Below are 15,240 nucleotides of genomic sequence, written 5' to 3'. Positions count from 1 at the left end.
CGCCAACGCCGCCTGTCCCCAGTACGCTATCCATCCGAAGGCGCTCAATCTCCAGCGCCAGCCGGTGCGTCGCCCGTTCCGCCGCTTTCTTCCGTGCCCAGGCCGCCGCCTGGGCACACGGCGGCGCCCGTGGCCGCCATCCCCGATCTCTGCCCAGCACTGTCTCACGCGCCCTGGCCGCTGCCAGCGCCGCCTTCAGCAGCGGACCTTGCTGCCCCGCGCCTACCCCGGGCAGCGATCCTCACGAATCCAGTGCCGCGGGATGCGCGAGCCACTGAAGCCCGGACGGCCATCGGAGATACGCTGCAGTAAATCCCGCACCTCTGCCGTGATCACGGTGACGCCGCGCGGAGAGGAGTTACCGCTGTGGCCGAGGACATCGTCGATATCAGCGATCTTGACGTTTGGCGCGTTCGCTGCAACTTCCATGACCCCGCCGGCCCCCGGCGTGTGCAGCTGGTCGAAGCAGTTCGGGATGAGCAGCAGCCTTGCGCGAATGGATCGTGCCGCCGCGCGCAGGTCGCCGTTGAATGGCGGCCCCGCCGCGATGTCGTGGTCTACGATCGCCCAGGTCCGGTAGACCCAGTCACGCGCATCCGTGCTGGCGCCGAGCTGCTCTGACGATGTTGCGACGAAGCGGTCCACCGCGGCGCGGTCGCGGAACATGTCGGCAAAGCTCTCGGAGGAGAAGCCGAAAGCATTCTGAATGTTGATGCCGACGCCGACACCCCGCCGGGGCGGGTCGTTTGCTGGGTAGGCCCCGTCACGCCACTTGGGATCGAGCATGATCGCCTGCCGTGCAAGTTCCCAGATGAACGCGGTCTGTCGGCTGGCCTGCGCCATCGGTACGACCGGGATCACCGCGTCCATGAAGTCGGGATAGCTGACTGCCCATTGCAGCGCGCCGTTGCCGCCCATCGAGATGCCGGTCACCGCGACGAGGTGACGAATATTCAGGCATTCGGTGACCAGCCGGTATTCGGCATCCACCATGTCGCGCAGGGTAAAGCGCGGGAAATTCATGTTCATGCCGGATCGCGTCGGCGAGGTGGTGGCGTTCGGGTCCGTTGAGGCGACCCCGAGCGTGTCGGGCTGGATGACGAAGTAGCGGTCCGTGTCCAGGGCGCGGCCCGGCCCGGCCAGGAAGCTTTGCGCATCTCGGTTGCCCCGTAGACCGTGGATCGAGAAAATGGCGTTGCTGCGCTCGGCGTTCAGCGTGCCATGTGTGATGTAGGTCATCCGGGCGTTCGGGATGACCGCGCCGCTCTCCAGGCGGAAGTCGCCAAGCTGGCAGGTCTGGACGGAAGACGTCTGCGCTGTTGCCTGCGAGACGCCGCAGGCCACCGCTAGCGCCAGTCCCATCGCGAACTGTCGCATCTGTGGACCCAAGACGCCGCGCGGCCGGCCTCTGTCCTGCCAACGTGGATGTGGCAATGCCATGATATTCATGTTTGTTTCCTCCGCCGGGGTGTCGAACCACACCCAGCCGAGAATGTTCTAATCGATGAGGATCAGGCGCAAGCGCCCGTTTAAACTATGGCCTTGTCACCCGAGATCCGGATCCTGCGGTTCGCGCTCAAGGGCTAAGATTCGATCGGATGTGGCGAATAAACTTTGTGGAGTGAGTGTCCGATTCCGCCTGCCAGCGTGTCGAATGCAAACCGGCCATTTTGAGCCATGTTCCGCCATCAACCGACTATCATCGCTTGTTCTTGAAAAGCCAGCGACGCCCCAAGCCGCCCCATCACTCGCGCCACCGTCGTATGCGTCCACGCACCCCGTCCGGCCGGCGTCGGCACCCCTCGCACGTTGAGCGCCCGTGCCAGCGCCGCCTGTCCAACGATACCTTCTGTCCGGAGCCGCTCAATCTCGAGGGCAAGCCGGTGCGCTGCCCGCTCCGCCTCCTCCCGCCGCGCCTGCGCCGCTGACTGAGCACACGGCGGTGACGGGGGCCTCCACCCCCTGTCCCCGCCCAGCACCGCCCCTCTCGCCCGTGCCGCCGCCAGTGCTGCCCTGGTCCGCTCCGAGATCAGTTCCCGCTCCTTCTGCGCCATTGCCTTGCCCGGTGCGGCATCGACTGGGGAGTTGCTCCGTCGCAACCGCTCCGTCGGTCGGCTGTTCGGATCGGAATGCAGGGCAGCACGGACCTGCAAGACGCACGGCCAACCGGAAGCGTGACCGGTGACGGAAGGGATGGTTATGGATCAGGATGATAGCCGCATGTCGCGACGTAGTATGGTCGGCGCCGCTGCGGGAGCCGGCGTGATCTCGGCGGTCGCAGCGACACCCGCGTCGGCTCAGACCCCGGCGGCAGCCGCACCAGGATCGGCCTTCCTTTCCGACCCCCGCAGCCGCTTTCCTCGGCCGCCCTTCCAGGAGCAGTCGCAGCCCTGGCCCGGCTTGGCCGGCCAGATGACACCCAAGCCCGACCACGGCGAGGCAAGCTATCGCGGGTCTGGGCGGCTTGCAGGCCGGAAGGCCCTGGTGACAGGCGGAGATTCCGGCATGGGCCGGGCCGCCGCCATCGCCTTCGCGCGCGAGGGGGCTGACGTCGCGATCAGCTATCTCCCTGCCGAGGAGCCCGATGCCCAGGAGGTCGTCGAACTCATCCGCCGTGAGGGCCGGGTCGCGCTCCCGCTGCCCGGAGACATTCGCGACGAGGCTCATTGCCGCCAGCTTGTCGCAGCGACGGTGGAGCGCCTGGGTGGGCTGGACATTCTGGTGAACAACGCGAGCCGCCAGCAGCAGCGGCCGAGCCTGGAGGAGATCTCCAGCGAGGACTTCGACGCGACGATGAAAACGAACGTCTATGCGATGTTCTGGCTGACCAAGGCGGCGCTTCCCCATCTGCGCCCCGGCTCTGCCATCATCCAGACGACGTCCGAGCAGGCCTTTGATCCCTCGGCCAATCTCGTGGACTATGCGCTGACCAAGGCGGCGGAGATGAACTTCACCAAGTCGCTCGCCAAGCAGCTCGGGCCGAAGGGCATCCGCGTGAACGGAGTGGCACCTGGCCCTATCTGGACGCCACTCCAGGTCTCGGGCGGGGCGACGATGGAGAAGCTGAAGACCTTCGGAGGCGACACACCCCTCGGCCGGCCTGGCCAGCCAGCGGAGCTGGCCTCAATCTACGTGCAACTGGCAGCGGCGGACGCGAGCTTCGCCACGGGCCAGATCTACGGCTCTTCTGGCGGCAGCGGACAGCCCTGAGCGGTCGGATGGCATAAGGCTTTAGCAGTTCGGTTGAGCGCATTGAAATGCGGCGTCTCCCCCGAGGCGCGTCAGAAGCCGAGCGACGGTGGTGTGGGTCCAAACCCCTCCCCCGCGTGGGGCTGCCACCCCCTTTGCGGTGAGGGCTCGCGCAATTCCTTGGTGGGTGGTGATCCCCTCGCCCCGCAGCGCCTCCACCTCCAGCAAGAGACGGTGGGCCGTGCGGGTGGCTTGCTCCGCCCGTGACGCCGCCGCCGACCGGGCACACGGCGGCACCGGTGGTCTCCACCCCCTGTCTCCACCCAACACTGCCCCTCTGGCCCGCGCCGCCGCCAGCGCCGCCCTGGTGCGCTCCGAGATCAGCTCCCGTTCCTTCTGCGCCATCGCCGCGTAGACCCGCATCATCAGGTCGTCCGCTCCGGGCATGTCTGCCGCCCGGATCGACAGCCCTTCCTCCAACAGGCCGGAGAGCGTGTGGGCCCGCCTGGTGATCCGATCCAATCGCGCCGCCACCAGCACCGCCCCGAGTTGGCGGCAGCGGGTCAGCGCCGCCTGGAACCCAGGACGGCGGTCGTCCTTGCCCGAGGCGATATCCTGGTGCTCGGCCACCAGAGTCCAGCCCTCCCTCTCGACGAAAGCGCGGACGCTCGCCTGCTGAGCTTCGAGACCAAGGCCGGAGTGGCCCTGCTCGGCGGTCGAGACCCGGTAGAGGGCGACGGCGTAGCGGGGCTGGGTCGGGGGGCGGCGGAGGGCCATCAGCCGGCCTCCACCGGCGCGGGATTCACCACCCTGTAGATGCTGTAGCTGCCCTTCACCCCCTCCTTGCCTGGTCCGACCTGCCGGACCCGCTCCAGAACCGTGTTGCTGATCCCTTTCTTCTTCAGCCCGGCCAGGAAGCCGCGGACGGTGTGCTGGGCCCAGCCGGTCACTGTGATGACGTCGGCGATGGTGGCGCCCTCGGGGCGGCGCAGGAGGGCCAGCACTGCCTGCTGCTTCGTGCCCTCGCGGGGGCGGCGTGGGGCGGCAGGGTCGCGAGGTTGGCGGGTGGTGGTGAGGTGAGTCAGGGCGGCGCGCAGGGCCTCCAGTGCTGCTGGCAGGTCAGGGCGGTCGTCGCCGGCGTCCCAGGCCGTCAGCACCGCCCCGGCTGCATCGCGCAGGGAGGGACGCCCTACGGCTACCGCAGGCGCATTTTGGGTGGCTGCGGCAGGGGTGGGTGCCTTCAGCCCGGTGCCTTCCTGAGCCGTGGGTGAGGCCTCTCCGCCGTCCGGCTCGATGCCGAGCGCGCGCAGCCCGACCTCGGTGATCCGGAGCGCCATCAGCGTCCCGTCCTCGTTCTGCCGCCAGCCCAGGTCGTGGTGCTCGGTCGGTGCGGCGATCTCTTCCAGCATCCCGGCCTTGAGCAGACTGCGGACCACCGCGTTGCGGGCCGCGGCCGGGAGGTGATCAGGCGCCTTCATCAGCCCATGCGGGTGCTGGCTCGCCTGGCTCAGCAGCAGGCTCTGTGTGTCTGACAGTGTGGTCATAGCTGGGCCCTCGGTTCCGGACCCGATCAGCCGGGTCCTACGACCCGAAGCCCTGCCGCGAGAGGAGCGGGGTGGCGGCGCTCTCTACCTGCCGTGCCGTAAGGCTTCGCTCTGTTCAGCGGGAAAGACAAGCAAGACAATGAGGCTCCCCCTCTCGGCTGCTCCGCTATGTGAGACGTCCCAACCTGCCGCACACATACACGGACTGATCGCGATAGTGTCTCAAAAGTGAGCCACTCCGCTCGAAGCTGCACGCCAAATTGCTTTCAAAGCCACGTTCAATTAACATTTGATACTAATTGACGCTGCCGGAGCTGCAGACAAAATGGCTATCTTCGCGAACGGTTCGCAGTTCAGCTACACACCCTTCACGGATGGCGCTCAGCAGAGCGCGGGAATCGCCCGTCTTGCCAGCGGCAACCTCGTCGCCGTTTGGGTCGACAACACCTTTTCGCCCTACGCTCCTCGGCCCGACGATGCGAGTGCCAGCTCGGTTCGCGGCGCCATCCTCACGCCGACTGGTGAAGTGCTCACGAGTTTCCTGATCAATACGACCACGAACCTGGGGCAGAGCCAACCGTATGTCGCCGTCAATGGCGACAACTTCCTTGTCACATTCAACGACGGATCACTCGTGTCCAGCGGCACTCGCAGTCGCGACATCCGGGCGCAATACTTCACCTCGGACGGCGCTTCGGTGGTGGCAAAGTCCGGTAACGAGTTTCTCGTCCATACCAACGTCAATCAAGCTCAGGACAATGCCACCGTCACCGCCCTCTCCAACGGCAACTTTGCCGTGCAGTGGGCCGATCAGCGGAATACCGGTGGACAGGGAACAGATCAGTACGGGTCCATCATCACCGTTGGCGCAGCGGGCACAACACCAACCGCCAGCGAGTTTCAGATCAGCACTGCAGCCGGCAACCAGCCATACGGTTTCGTCGCCGCGAGAGGAGCTGGTGGCTTTGTGACCTTCTGGATCGATACCCCGAGCAGCAAGGTGTATGCGACCCTGAGGAACAATGCAGGAGTGGTCACGAGTGGACCATTCCAGATTGGTGGCTCAACCCCGGATTTCAGCGTCAGGGCGGCCGAGCTGAGTGACGGGAGAATGATCGTCGTCTGGACCGAAAGATCAGGTTTTGGCGGCGACGGTTCCACGCTGGAGCCGCAGGTTGTCGTGGGCGCAATCTTCGATCCGGTCACAGGCACGAGCTCTGCCACGTTCCTGATCAACGACGCGCAGGAGATTGGCAATCAGAACGTTCCGTCCGTTGTCGCCCTACCGACAGGCGGTTTTGTCGTGGGATACACCTCCGGCTCTGCCGGGGGCACGGACATTAAGCTCAAGCAGTTTGACGAGAATGGGGTCGCCGTAGGTTCCTCCATCGTTGCGAACGATGTCGTCATTGCCAACCAGATCACGGCCAACTTGGCGCTCTTAAGCGACAATACCTTGATGGTTTCCTGGCAGACCCAAGTGACCCCGGGGGTAGCGAGCGCCCTCGATATCACTGCCAAGACCTTCACATTCGATGCGGTGGCGGCGACGCCTCCTGCCCTCAATGACCTCGCTGGAGATATAGCCACATTCGTCGCCGGCGGCCCCGCCGTGAATATTGACACCGGAGCGGGGGCTATAGTGACCGACATCGGGGCTGCGGGCTTCGCCGGCGGCACCCTAGCCATATCGGTTACCACCAACGTTGTCACTGCGCAGGACATACTCGGCTTTGACAGCTCGGTGACCCTGTCAAACGGCACGGCAACGAACAGCACCGTGACTGTGGGTGGAGTGGTCGTCGGCACCATCGCCACCACGAACGCGACCAACTTCGGATCTAATCTGCTGGTCGATCTGAACGCAAGTGCCACCGCCGCCAGCGTATCATCGCTTCTTCAGGCGCTGACTTACCGTAACAGCAGCTCCACTGCTCCGAGCTACTTGCCCCGCACCATCGTGGTGTCCGTCACGGATGGACATGGCGGGAGCAGCAGCGTCAGCACGCAGGTTGAGATTGCCAACAGTCCTCCGACAATTGCTGGCACTGCTGCAGATCAGTCCCTGACTGACAAGGCATCGATCTCGCCGTTCGCATCCGTCACGGTGGCGGACATTGAGGCAGGACAGACCGAGACAGCCACGGTGACGCTGTCAGCAGCGAACGGGACACTGTCGAACCTGAGTGGCGGCTCCCTTTCGCCCGACGGTCTGACCTACACCGTCTCTGGTACGGCAGCGCAGGTACAGGCGGCCTTGAGGGCGCTCGCGTTCACGCCGACAGCAAACCAAGTGGCCCCCGGCTCGACTGTGACCACGAGCTTTGGTCTGTCGGTCTCTGACGGGATTGATACCTCGACGGACAGCACGACATCGGTGATCACGACGTCCGTCAACGATGTTCCTACGGCCGTAGGTCTTTCAGGCGGGACCGTCAACGAGGCTGCCGCAGCTGGCACTGTCATCGGATCCCTCAGTACAGTGGATGCAGACGTAGGAGACATCTACTCCTACACGTTAGTCGATCCCGATGGCCGCTTCGCGGTCAGCGGATCTCAGCTCGTCGTCCTCAACGGCGCCGGCCTTGACTTCGAGCAAGCATCCTCAGTCCAGGTTACGGTCCGGACTACTGACGCGGCAGGGGCCACGTTCGATCAGGTCTTGACGGTGACCATCAACGACATGAACCCCGAGATGGTTGATGGAACACCCGCCAGCGAGGCCATCGTCGGCGGGGATTTAGCGGACACCCTGAGTGGGCTCGGTGGCAGCGACACGCTCTCGGGCGGTGATGGAGATGACATCCTCGTCGGCGGAGCCGGTGCGGACAGCCTCGACGGCGGCGACGGCACCGACGCTGCCTCCTACGCCACCTCGACCAGCCGCGTCAGCGTCAACCTTGCCCTCGGGCTCGCCGAGTTCGGGGACGCGCAGGGCGATACGCTGTCAGGCATTGAGAACCTGATTGGCTCAGATTTCAACGACGCTCTCGCTGGCGACAGCAACGCGAACGTCCTGAGTGGCGGATTGAGCGACGATTTCTACTACGTGGACAGTGCGGCCGATCAGGTGATCGAAGCCGCTGGTGGTGGCTACGACGTTGTCTTCGCCTCGGGCAGCTTCACGCTGGCGGCCGGGCAGGAAGTCGAGCAACTCCGGGTCCAGGCGGGCACGGTCGGCGTCGCGCTGACGGGCAATGAGCGGGCCAACGAGATCTACGGCGCGTCCGGGGATGATACGCTGAATGGAGGAGATGGCAGCGACGTCCTGATCGGCCGCGGCGGCACCGACGACCTGACCGGCGGGGCCGGCAATGACGTCTTCTACGTGGATACCGGAGACGCGGTACACGAGGCGGTGGGCGGCGGCTTCGACACGGTCTACGCCTCCGCGAGCTTCACGCTGGGTGCGGGCGAGGACGTCGAGGCCCTGCGCGTTCTGGCGGGCTCGGCGGGCCTGGCGCTGACTGGCAACGAGCTGGTCAACCGCATCTATGGCGATGCTGGCAATGACACGCTGAACGGCGGTGGTGGCGCGGACATCCTGACCGGCAACGGCGGTGCGGACGACCTGACCGGCGGGGCCGGGGACGATGTCTTCTATGTGGATGGACTGGATACGGTGCATGAAGCGGCCGGGGGCGGCTTCGACGTGGTCTATGCCTCCGCGAACTTCAGCCTTGCCGCGGGTGAGGAGGTGGAGATGCTCCGGGCCGTCGCGGGTTCGGCGGGGCTGACGCTCACCGGCAACGATCTGGCCAACCAGATCTATGGCGCATCCGGAGCCGACATCCTGAGCGGTGGCGGTGGCGGTGACGTGCTCGCCGGCGGCCTGGGAGCTGATACGCTGAATGGCGGGGCTGGGGTCGACGTCCTGATCGGTGGGGCCGGGGCGGATACCTTCATGCTGAGCATCGTCGGTGCCGACAGGGACGTGGTCAGCGACTTCGTGAGCGGGACCGACCGGCTCTGGGTGACGGCGAATGGCGCTGGTGGCCTTCCGCCAGGTGTCCTCGCCGCGGAGCAGTTCGTGGCCAACGGGACGGGGTTGGCGGGCGATGCCGACGACCACTTGATCTATAACACGGTGACCGGCCAGCTCTTCTTCGATGCGGACGGCACGGGCTCCGATGCGCGGATCCAGATCGCGACGTTGACGGGGGCACCGACCCTCGTCGCGAGCGACCTCTCGATCCTCGCGCTGGCCTAACCCGGTATCGCGGCTGCGGTTGCTGCAGGGCCGGTGCTGCTGTTTGGAGCGGCACCGGCCCTGCGGGCACCGGACGCGCATGGTGGCGCTCTCCGGCATGGGGCGGCTCATGCTGAAAGCGACATCGGCTGGCTGGGGTGGAACGCGAACTTCATTGGGTAATCGGAACGCGTCCTGCGGCGATGCGGCGCTGAATGGACCGCACCGCCAGTAATCCCGCCTTCACCAGGCTGCGCACAACGGCGTTGCGGTCGGCGGCCTGGAGGTGGTCTGGGGCGCGGGCCAGCCCGAAGGAGTGCTGGCTCACATGGCCCAGCAGCAGGCTCTACCTGTCGGAGAGGGTCATCGTCGGGCCCTGTTCCGGACCAGATCGGCCGGGTCCTACGACCCGAAGCCCTGCCGGAAGAGGGACAGGGTGGCGGCTTGGCGTCATGCCCTCGCCATCGACGCTTCGCTCAATTCGGCAGGGAATCCAAGTACAATCGTACGGAGACCTGCGCACTTGCACTGCGTGCTTCTGCCCAAGATGCGTGTGACCAAGGGAAGAACATACGGAAGCGATTGAGGCTTTGTCGCCGAGGGAAGCTGGCGCCTAACCGGGTGGTCCGGTTCTGGTCGAGCCGATCCCTGAGGCGTTCCCTCACCAGCTGGCCAGGGAAGGTCACACGGCCAGCGCCTTGAGATGAGAGACCACTCTCTTCAGGGGGTGGGTGTTCCCACCCCTCTGTGCAGGCCAAGAATACCTGCGTGATTTTCCAAGCTGCCTTTAGCGGCCGACGTATGCGGAGCGACGCCCCGCCTCATAGGCGCGACGCTGGTCCATCGCACGCTGCTCACGGCGGAACTCGCGCCGAGCTTCCCGCCGTTCCGCGCGCCTTTCCATGCGCCGCTCGAAGGCTTGACGCTCAAAACGATCACGCGGGCCGTAGCCCTGTGCCTGAACGCCGGGTACCGCGGTCAGGAATGCGCCTGCCGCGACCATGGCACCAAGGATGGCTCGTTTCATCGTGTCCTCCCGGGCCAGGACTATCCTAGCCGTCGCTGCAGTCCATAACGCGACCAGCACACCATCGTTGTGTCGGTGCTGTGCTGGGTTCCTGACAACTGGACGAACGCTGCTCAGGAGTTGGGGGGGAGGAAACACCCCGCTTGGGAACTAATCGCCTTTGAGCAGTGGCTGGTCCGCTCCGGCTGTGTCGGAAACTGCTCTCGGATCTGGTGGTTTTCTTCACGCAGAATGGGAGATGAGACATGGTCATGGCCCACACGCCGCGCTCTGCATTCGGAGCTGTGCTCCGGCCTCGGCTCGGTATTCGGCTTCTGCGGCACTCGCCCCGGTTCACGCGCCGCACTGCGTTCGCCCTGTTAGCAGCCGCATCCGTGGCCGGCTGGTATGGCATCGTGTGGGCACTGTAGCCTGCGGCCGCGCCGCTTGAACTCCTCCTCGCTCCGTCCCTTCAGGCACCCTGAAGCGCCTTCATCCGCCTGAGGTACGCCGGACAGGTCACCTCCGCTGCCGGCGGCTCAACCCATACAACTCCTCGTTGGCGCAACGCTCGCCCTCTGGACCGCAAACGCTGGTGACGGTGGACTGCGCTGGGTAGCAGCTCTGTTCAGCGGCCGGGGTGGGCTCCCTGACACCCGCTCCCCGGCCTGACCGCACCCCCCGAAGTAGCAGGGCAACGGCGGCAGCGGCTGGCGCAGCTTAGCCTTTAACCATAAGTCTCACCCCATCCAGTTTCCGCAATGGCCAAGCCCAAGGCCGCGGAACCACCTTCTCAGATCAGGGCGATGAAGCGGAGGCGCGGTCTTAGCTGATGGCCGATGATCCGGAACGGCCAGACGCTGAGGAGCCTCCAGAGGCCTTCAAGGCCCCGAAGAATGGGCTGGTGGATGCATGGGTCCGCCGGTGGCAGCGCGAGCCGCCCAGCTCGGGCGTGATGGGCCGGGCGGAACTCCTGCAGCATTGGGATAAGCTGCCTCGCGGCAAGCGGCACGAACTGCTGCTGATCGCACGCGAGATGGTAGACAGGTCGCAGGGCGGTTGAGCGGAATGGCTGTCGCGGCCCGTCGCGGTACGGCCATGGAAATCGCATGACGTGTAGCTGTGGAGGCGGGCCCGCGCCGGAGGCCACGCTACCAGCTGCGCTAGTCTGCCCAGGCTTCCAGCGCGGCTGGCACTATCGGGTATTGTGCCCAGTTACGGGACGGCACGCTCGGGGCTGGAAAAGGCTCCGGGATGAAGCCCTGGAGGAGGCTGGCTTCTGGTGGCAGTCGTTCGGTTGTCCAGACCTTGGCTGTGCAGAGATCGTCATTCTGTCGCAACCGGTTGAGAGTCTTTCGTGAGCCGGATGGCGCTGGAAAGTGTTTTGCCTTCCAGAATGAGAACCGCTAGCGTTCGCAAGCTGTGGCGGCGTGGATGGGACACGCAGCCCTCGGGCCGTTAAGCTTATTCTGGGTTGAGCGGGTCGAGGGTCGGTCGGTTGATGGATGGAACCCTCCGCTGATCTAGCCGATCTCGAATTCGGCCCGCAGCAGCTCCTTCGAGGCCTTTTGTTCTCGCCGCGGCCAGACGCAGGGCGGCGGCAGCTTCCTGTGGTCGATCCAGCTATCCACCACCCGCCGGGGCCGGTCGAGGTTGCCCAACGCATAGAACTTCCGCGACAGGCCGTCGAGGTAGAGGTTGAACAGCGTGCTCTTGTCGTTCGAGGTGGTGCGCGCGCCCCCGATACTCGTAATCCGGGCCACCCACCTGCCCCTTCTGTTCGGTCATCTTCGTCTCGGCGGCAGGCGATTAGGACATGGGGCGGCCGTAGCGCGCGGCGCGGGTGCTCCGAAACGTACATGTAGGATCAATCGGGTTGGAGCGCCCCCCATTTCGACCGGACAGGTGGCGTAACCTGAGGGCCTAGGCCTGAGCCTAGACATACGGCTATGTCCAATCCCGTTGAGCGCGTCGAAATCATCACCGGCCGCGAGCGCCGCAGGCGATACAGTGCCGCCGAGAAGGTCCGGCTGGTGGAGGAGACGACCCAGCCGGGCATGACGGTCTCGGCCGTTGCCCGGCTCCACGGCGTCTCCCCCAGCCTGCTGTTCGGGTGGAGGCGTCGCATGGCCGAGGGGGGCCTGGAGGCGGTGCGGGCGGACGACGACGTGGTGGCCGCAAACCGTGTTCGCGAGCTCGAGGCCAAGGTCCGCGACCTGGAGCGCCTGCTCGGGCGCAAGACCATGGAGGCCGAGATCCTGCGGGAAGCGTTGGACGCTGCCCGGGGGAAAAAGCCCGGCTTGCGGCTGCCGTCGCCTCCTCCGGCCGGTTCCCGGTGAAGGCGGTGGCCGACACCCTGGGCGTTGCCCGATCCAACCTGGTCGAGCAGCTGAAGGGGCCTGGACGCCGCCGCGGCCCCTATCAGCGCGAGGGCGACGATGCGCTCCTGGCCGAGATCCGCGCCGTCACCGATGCCCGGCCCACCTACGGTTACCGGCGCGTCGCCGCCCTGCTGAACCGGGCAAGGCGGGCCGGTGGAGAGCCGCCGGTCAACCGCAAGCGCGTCCTGCGCCTTATGCGGCGTGCCTCGCTCACGCTACAGCCCAGCACCGCAAGGCGCGCCATCCGGGCGCACGAGGGCAAGGTTGTCGCCCCAGCGTCGAACCAGCGCTGGGCGTCCGACGGCCTGGCCATCTCCTGCTGGAACGGTGAGGTGGTCCATGTCGCGTTCGCCATCGACACTCACGACCGCGAGGTCATGGCCTGGGTTGCCACGGCGGGTGGGGGCATCAGCGGCGAGATGATACGCGACATGATGCTGGCCTGCGTCGAGGGCCGGTTCGGCAATGTCCGTGCACCCCATCCCGTCCAGTGGCTGGCCGACAACGGCTCGCCCTACACGGCCAAGGACACCGTCGACTTCGCCGCCGCCCTGGATCTCGTCGCCTGCTTTACTCCGCCCCGCAGCCCCGAGAGCAACGGCGTCTGTGAGGCGTTCGTGAAGACCCTCAAGCGCGACTACGCCCGGGTGAACCCAAGGCCCGACGCCATCACCGTCCTCCAGCAGCTCCCTGCTTGGTTCGAGGATTACAACGCCGCCCATCCCCACTCCGGCTTGCGCATGCTCTCACCCCGTGAGTTCATTGCCCACCAATCGTCCACCCCAGTCACCTGTCCGGTTTGATGGGGAGCACTCCACGGGTATCGACAGCGAGGCAAGTTCGCCAGAAGCAATTTGCCCTTGCTGCTCTAGGCAACGCTTATACCTTTCCCTGCGTTCATAAATTTGTAACCTGCGCGTTAGGTAGCGTCGCCCGGTCACTCCGGCGCCGTGCTTCCGGACTGGTTCAGGCCACACACTCGAAGCACGGAGAAGGCCCTTGAGTGCTGGCGATCCAGAGGCCCTTGCCGGGCGCTGCGACGCACTGACCCTCGCCGTTTCGGTGCTTGCAGTAGAGTTGAGCTTGGCCCGTTCCAAGCTCAACGGCGAATGCAGTGAGGCGGCACGAGCAAGCGTTTGCGCCAAGCTGCAAGACCATGCTGCCCGGCTGTCGCAATCTCTCCGTGACAGTGGCCGCGACCTACGCGCATGTGGTCTTGACGAGCAGATCCAGCTGATCAGGCGCATCCTGCGTCAAACGCAGGTTCGTTCAGCCACTTCGTGAAAAGGGCCGCCTCAGGGTCTCCCCGGGTCAGCCCCTCGCTTTTCAATGTTAAGCGTAAGCGTAGCCGACGACGTTGTGCACGCGGTAAGACGGGTCATGGCCCATAATCCGACACACCAACGGTGGACCGCCGAGACGTCTTGGGAGCGGATCGAGCCCGGTGCTCAGCTGACGATCTGCGCGCGCGTCGGGCAGATCCCCGGACACGCGGAACTGAGGATATTTCTTCGGGCCGGCTTCCGTAGCTTCCACGTTCCGAACACCTCAGCAGGGTCGCTGATCCTACAGGCGACGGACGGTCAAGTCTGGGAGGCCACACCGCCCACCCAGGACGAGATTGGCGCTTGGCCTTCAACGACCCGGTTGGAGCAGCGATGGATTGTGCGGCGCCAGTTGCAGCCGCTGACCGGTCGATACTCTGAGTAGCAAATCGGCCCTGAGAGGGTATCGATGTGTAAACGTTCACTTTATGGTTGCTGAAAACTATGCCGGAGCGATGCCTTGCCAAGGACTGTTGGCGATGCCGTCGAGGACATGAAGCGGGATGTCGCGCGTTGGCGACTTTCAGCTGCGAGGCTAGAGAAAGACGGGCCGAGGTCTGAGGTTCAGCAGCTTCGGCGCTGCATAGAAGATTGTGGGCAGGTCATCACACGCCTTGAGAAGCAGCAAGCCGAGAGGGCCTAGAGACGGATACGAAAACCCTTGTCCGGAACTTGCCCAATCCAGCTTCGAGCCGTGAGGGCGTGTAGGGCATGGGCGGGCAGTAGCGTGGGGCCGGTCGCCCCCCCCTGCCGCCATGACTCGCCCGCCCGGCTTCTACTGGATCATATGGTCCGGCAATCCACCCGAGGTGGCGCGCTGGGACGAGGCGTCCGGTCTCGGAGCATGGTCGCTGGTCGGCAACCCGGACGCGGTGCACGACAACGACGTGGTGGTGCTGCCGGGGGGGCCGCTGAAGGTCCTGACGCTACTGCGGACATAGCCGGCAGGGTCCTCGCGCCGCCTTTACTCAACCCTCCTTGTTCGCTCTCCGTTCACGGCCATAGCCTATCCCGCTCGTGAACCCGGAGTCCCGGACATGCTGACCCTGCTGCCCACCCGACCAGAGCCGATGCGGGCCGAACCGGCACGCGGCGAGCTGCTGCACCTGTGGGACGGGCGGGGGCTGGAGGGTCGGCGCCTGGTACTGGCGAACGCCCGGGCGGTGGCCGAGGTGACGGGGCGGGTGCGGCCGGAGCCGCGCAGCGCGGCCATGCCCGCCTGGCCCCCTGGCCGGAGGATCTGCTGATGGCGGTCGAGGACGGGTATCGCGCGGCTGGCGCGGTTGGTGGCGATGAGCGGGCACGCCTGGCCGGCGCTGTGGCCGGCTATGAGGTTGCGGGCGGTGATGGCGGGGAAGCGGAGGTGCGGCTGATGCTGCGGCACCTGATGGAGCACAAGGGCGCCGATTACCTGTTCAGGCCCCTCTACGATTTCCTTGAGCGCCGAGACCGCAAACGCGGCCACCTTTACCGTGGGAACGTCATGTGGAACCGGCCGGCGAGCGGACGCCGGATGGCCTGGAGGCGGATTGCAGCCGGCGCGGTCTCGCGCTGATGACCCGGCTGCTGCCTGCCGTTCAACCGGAATCACGCCGAGGAGCTGCGC

13 protein-coding genes are annotated in these 15,240 nt (G+C 65.7%); 7 read left to right on the top strand and 6 right to left on the bottom strand.

Annotation, left to right across the window (positions count from 1 at the left end; translation table 11 throughout):
* Positions 1-222: 222 nt before the first annotated feature.
* Positions 223-1,449 carry an alpha/beta fold hydrolase gene (locus tag ACP6CK_RS28885; RefSeq protein WP_426960160.1) on the bottom strand — a complete coding sequence of 409 codons (1,227 nt, stop codon included), beginning with the start codon at positions 1,447-1,449 and terminating at the stop codon, positions 223-225.
* Positions 1,450-1,688: 239 nt separating this feature from the next.
* Entirely contained in the window at positions 1,689-2,054 is a 366-nt protein-coding gene (locus ACP6CK_RS28880; RefSeq protein WP_426960159.1) for a recombinase-like helix-turn-helix domain-containing protein, read from the bottom strand.
* Between the two features lie 145 nt (positions 2,055-2,199).
* Here ACP6CK_RS28880 and ACP6CK_RS28875 point away from each other — a divergent pair, with 145 nt between their 5' ends.
* Complete coding sequence (locus tag ACP6CK_RS28875; RefSeq protein ID WP_426960157.1) at positions 2,200-3,210, top strand: SDR family oxidoreductase; 1,011 nt, start codon at positions 2,200-2,202, stop codon at positions 3,208-3,210.
* Positions 3,211-3,231: 21 nt separating this feature from the next.
* Here the strand turns inward: ACP6CK_RS28875 and ACP6CK_RS28870 are convergent, their stop codons facing one another.
* Positions 3,232-3,966, bottom strand: a complete 735-nt coding sequence (locus tag ACP6CK_RS28870) for a recombinase family protein (protein ID WP_426960156.1) — start codon at positions 3,964-3,966, stop codon at positions 3,232-3,234.
* On the bottom strand, positions 3,966-4,733 hold the full coding sequence (locus ACP6CK_RS28865; protein ID WP_426960155.1) for a DUF3489 domain-containing protein: 768 nt from the start codon (positions 4,731-4,733) through the stop codon (positions 3,966-3,968). Before ACP6CK_RS28865 ends, ACP6CK_RS28870 begins: the two co-directional genes overlap by 1 nt.
* 325 nt (positions 4,734-5,058) lie before the next feature.
* Here ACP6CK_RS28865 and ACP6CK_RS28860 point away from each other — a divergent pair, with 325 nt between their 5' ends.
* Positions 5,059-8,943 carry a beta strand repeat-containing protein gene (locus ACP6CK_RS28860; RefSeq protein ID WP_426960154.1) on the top strand — a complete coding sequence of 1,295 codons (3,885 nt, stop codon included), beginning with the start codon at positions 5,059-5,061 and terminating at the stop codon, positions 8,941-8,943.
* A gap of 766 nt (positions 8,944-9,709) precedes the next feature.
* Here the strand turns inward: ACP6CK_RS28860 and ACP6CK_RS28855 are convergent.
* Positions 9,710-9,949: a hypothetical protein gene (locus ACP6CK_RS28855; protein WP_426960153.1), complete on the bottom strand. Its 240-nt coding sequence runs from the start codon at positions 9,947-9,949 to the stop codon at positions 9,710-9,712.
* An 811-nt stretch (positions 9,950-10,760) separates the two neighbouring features.
* On the opposite strand from ACP6CK_RS28855, the gene ACP6CK_RS28850 reads away from it, so the two are divergent.
* On the top strand, positions 10,761-10,991 hold the full coding sequence (locus ACP6CK_RS28850) for a hypothetical protein (protein ID WP_426960152.1): 231 nt from the start codon (positions 10,761-10,763) through the stop codon (positions 10,989-10,991).
* 460 nt (positions 10,992-11,451) lie between these two features.
* Here ACP6CK_RS28850 and ACP6CK_RS28845 read toward each other — a convergent pair whose 3' ends face one another.
* A complete protein-coding gene (locus ACP6CK_RS28845) occupies positions 11,452-11,691 on the bottom strand; it encodes a hypothetical protein (RefSeq protein ID WP_426960150.1) in 240 nt (79 codons plus the stop codon).
* Positions 11,692-11,877: 186 nt separating this feature from the next.
* Between ACP6CK_RS28845 and ACP6CK_RS28840 the strand changes: the two genes are divergently transcribed.
* The 4 genes from ACP6CK_RS28840 (at position 11,878) to ACP6CK_RS28825 (ending at position 15,189) form a co-directional block, all read left to right on the top strand.
* Positions 11,878-13,112, top strand: a protein-coding gene (locus ACP6CK_RS28840; RefSeq protein ID WP_426957959.1) for an IS3 family transposase whose coding sequence is annotated in 2 segments (ribosomal slippage) — positions 11,878-12,226 and positions 12,226-13,112 — 1,236 coding nt in all. Because the reading frame shifts where the segments join, the coding sequence is not laid out codon by codon here.
* A gap of 1,277 nt (positions 13,113-14,389) precedes the next feature.
* Positions 14,390-14,575 carry a hypothetical protein gene (locus ACP6CK_RS28835; RefSeq protein WP_426960149.1) on the top strand — a complete coding sequence of 62 codons (186 nt, stop codon included), beginning with the start codon at positions 14,390-14,392 and terminating at the stop codon, positions 14,573-14,575.
* A gap of 96 nt (positions 14,576-14,671) precedes the next feature.
* Positions 14,672-14,881: a hypothetical protein gene (locus ACP6CK_RS28830; protein ID WP_426960148.1), complete on the top strand. Its 210-nt coding sequence runs from the start codon at positions 14,672-14,674 to the stop codon at positions 14,879-14,881.
* Positions 14,881-15,189 (top strand): hypothetical protein, encoded by a 309-nt coding sequence (locus ACP6CK_RS28825; protein WP_426960147.1) that lies wholly within the window; start codon positions 14,881-14,883, stop codon positions 15,187-15,189. The genes ACP6CK_RS28830 and ACP6CK_RS28825 overlap by 1 nt, the downstream gene beginning before the upstream one ends.
* Positions 15,190-15,240 lie beyond the last annotated feature (51 nt).

Origin of the sequence: Muricoccus radiodurans, from assembly GCF_050154705.1 — a bacterium.
Lineage (GTDB): Bacteria > Pseudomonadota > Alphaproteobacteria > Acetobacterales > Acetobacteraceae > Roseomonas > Roseomonas radiodurans.
This window is presented reverse-complemented; position numbering and strand designations above follow the sequence as displayed.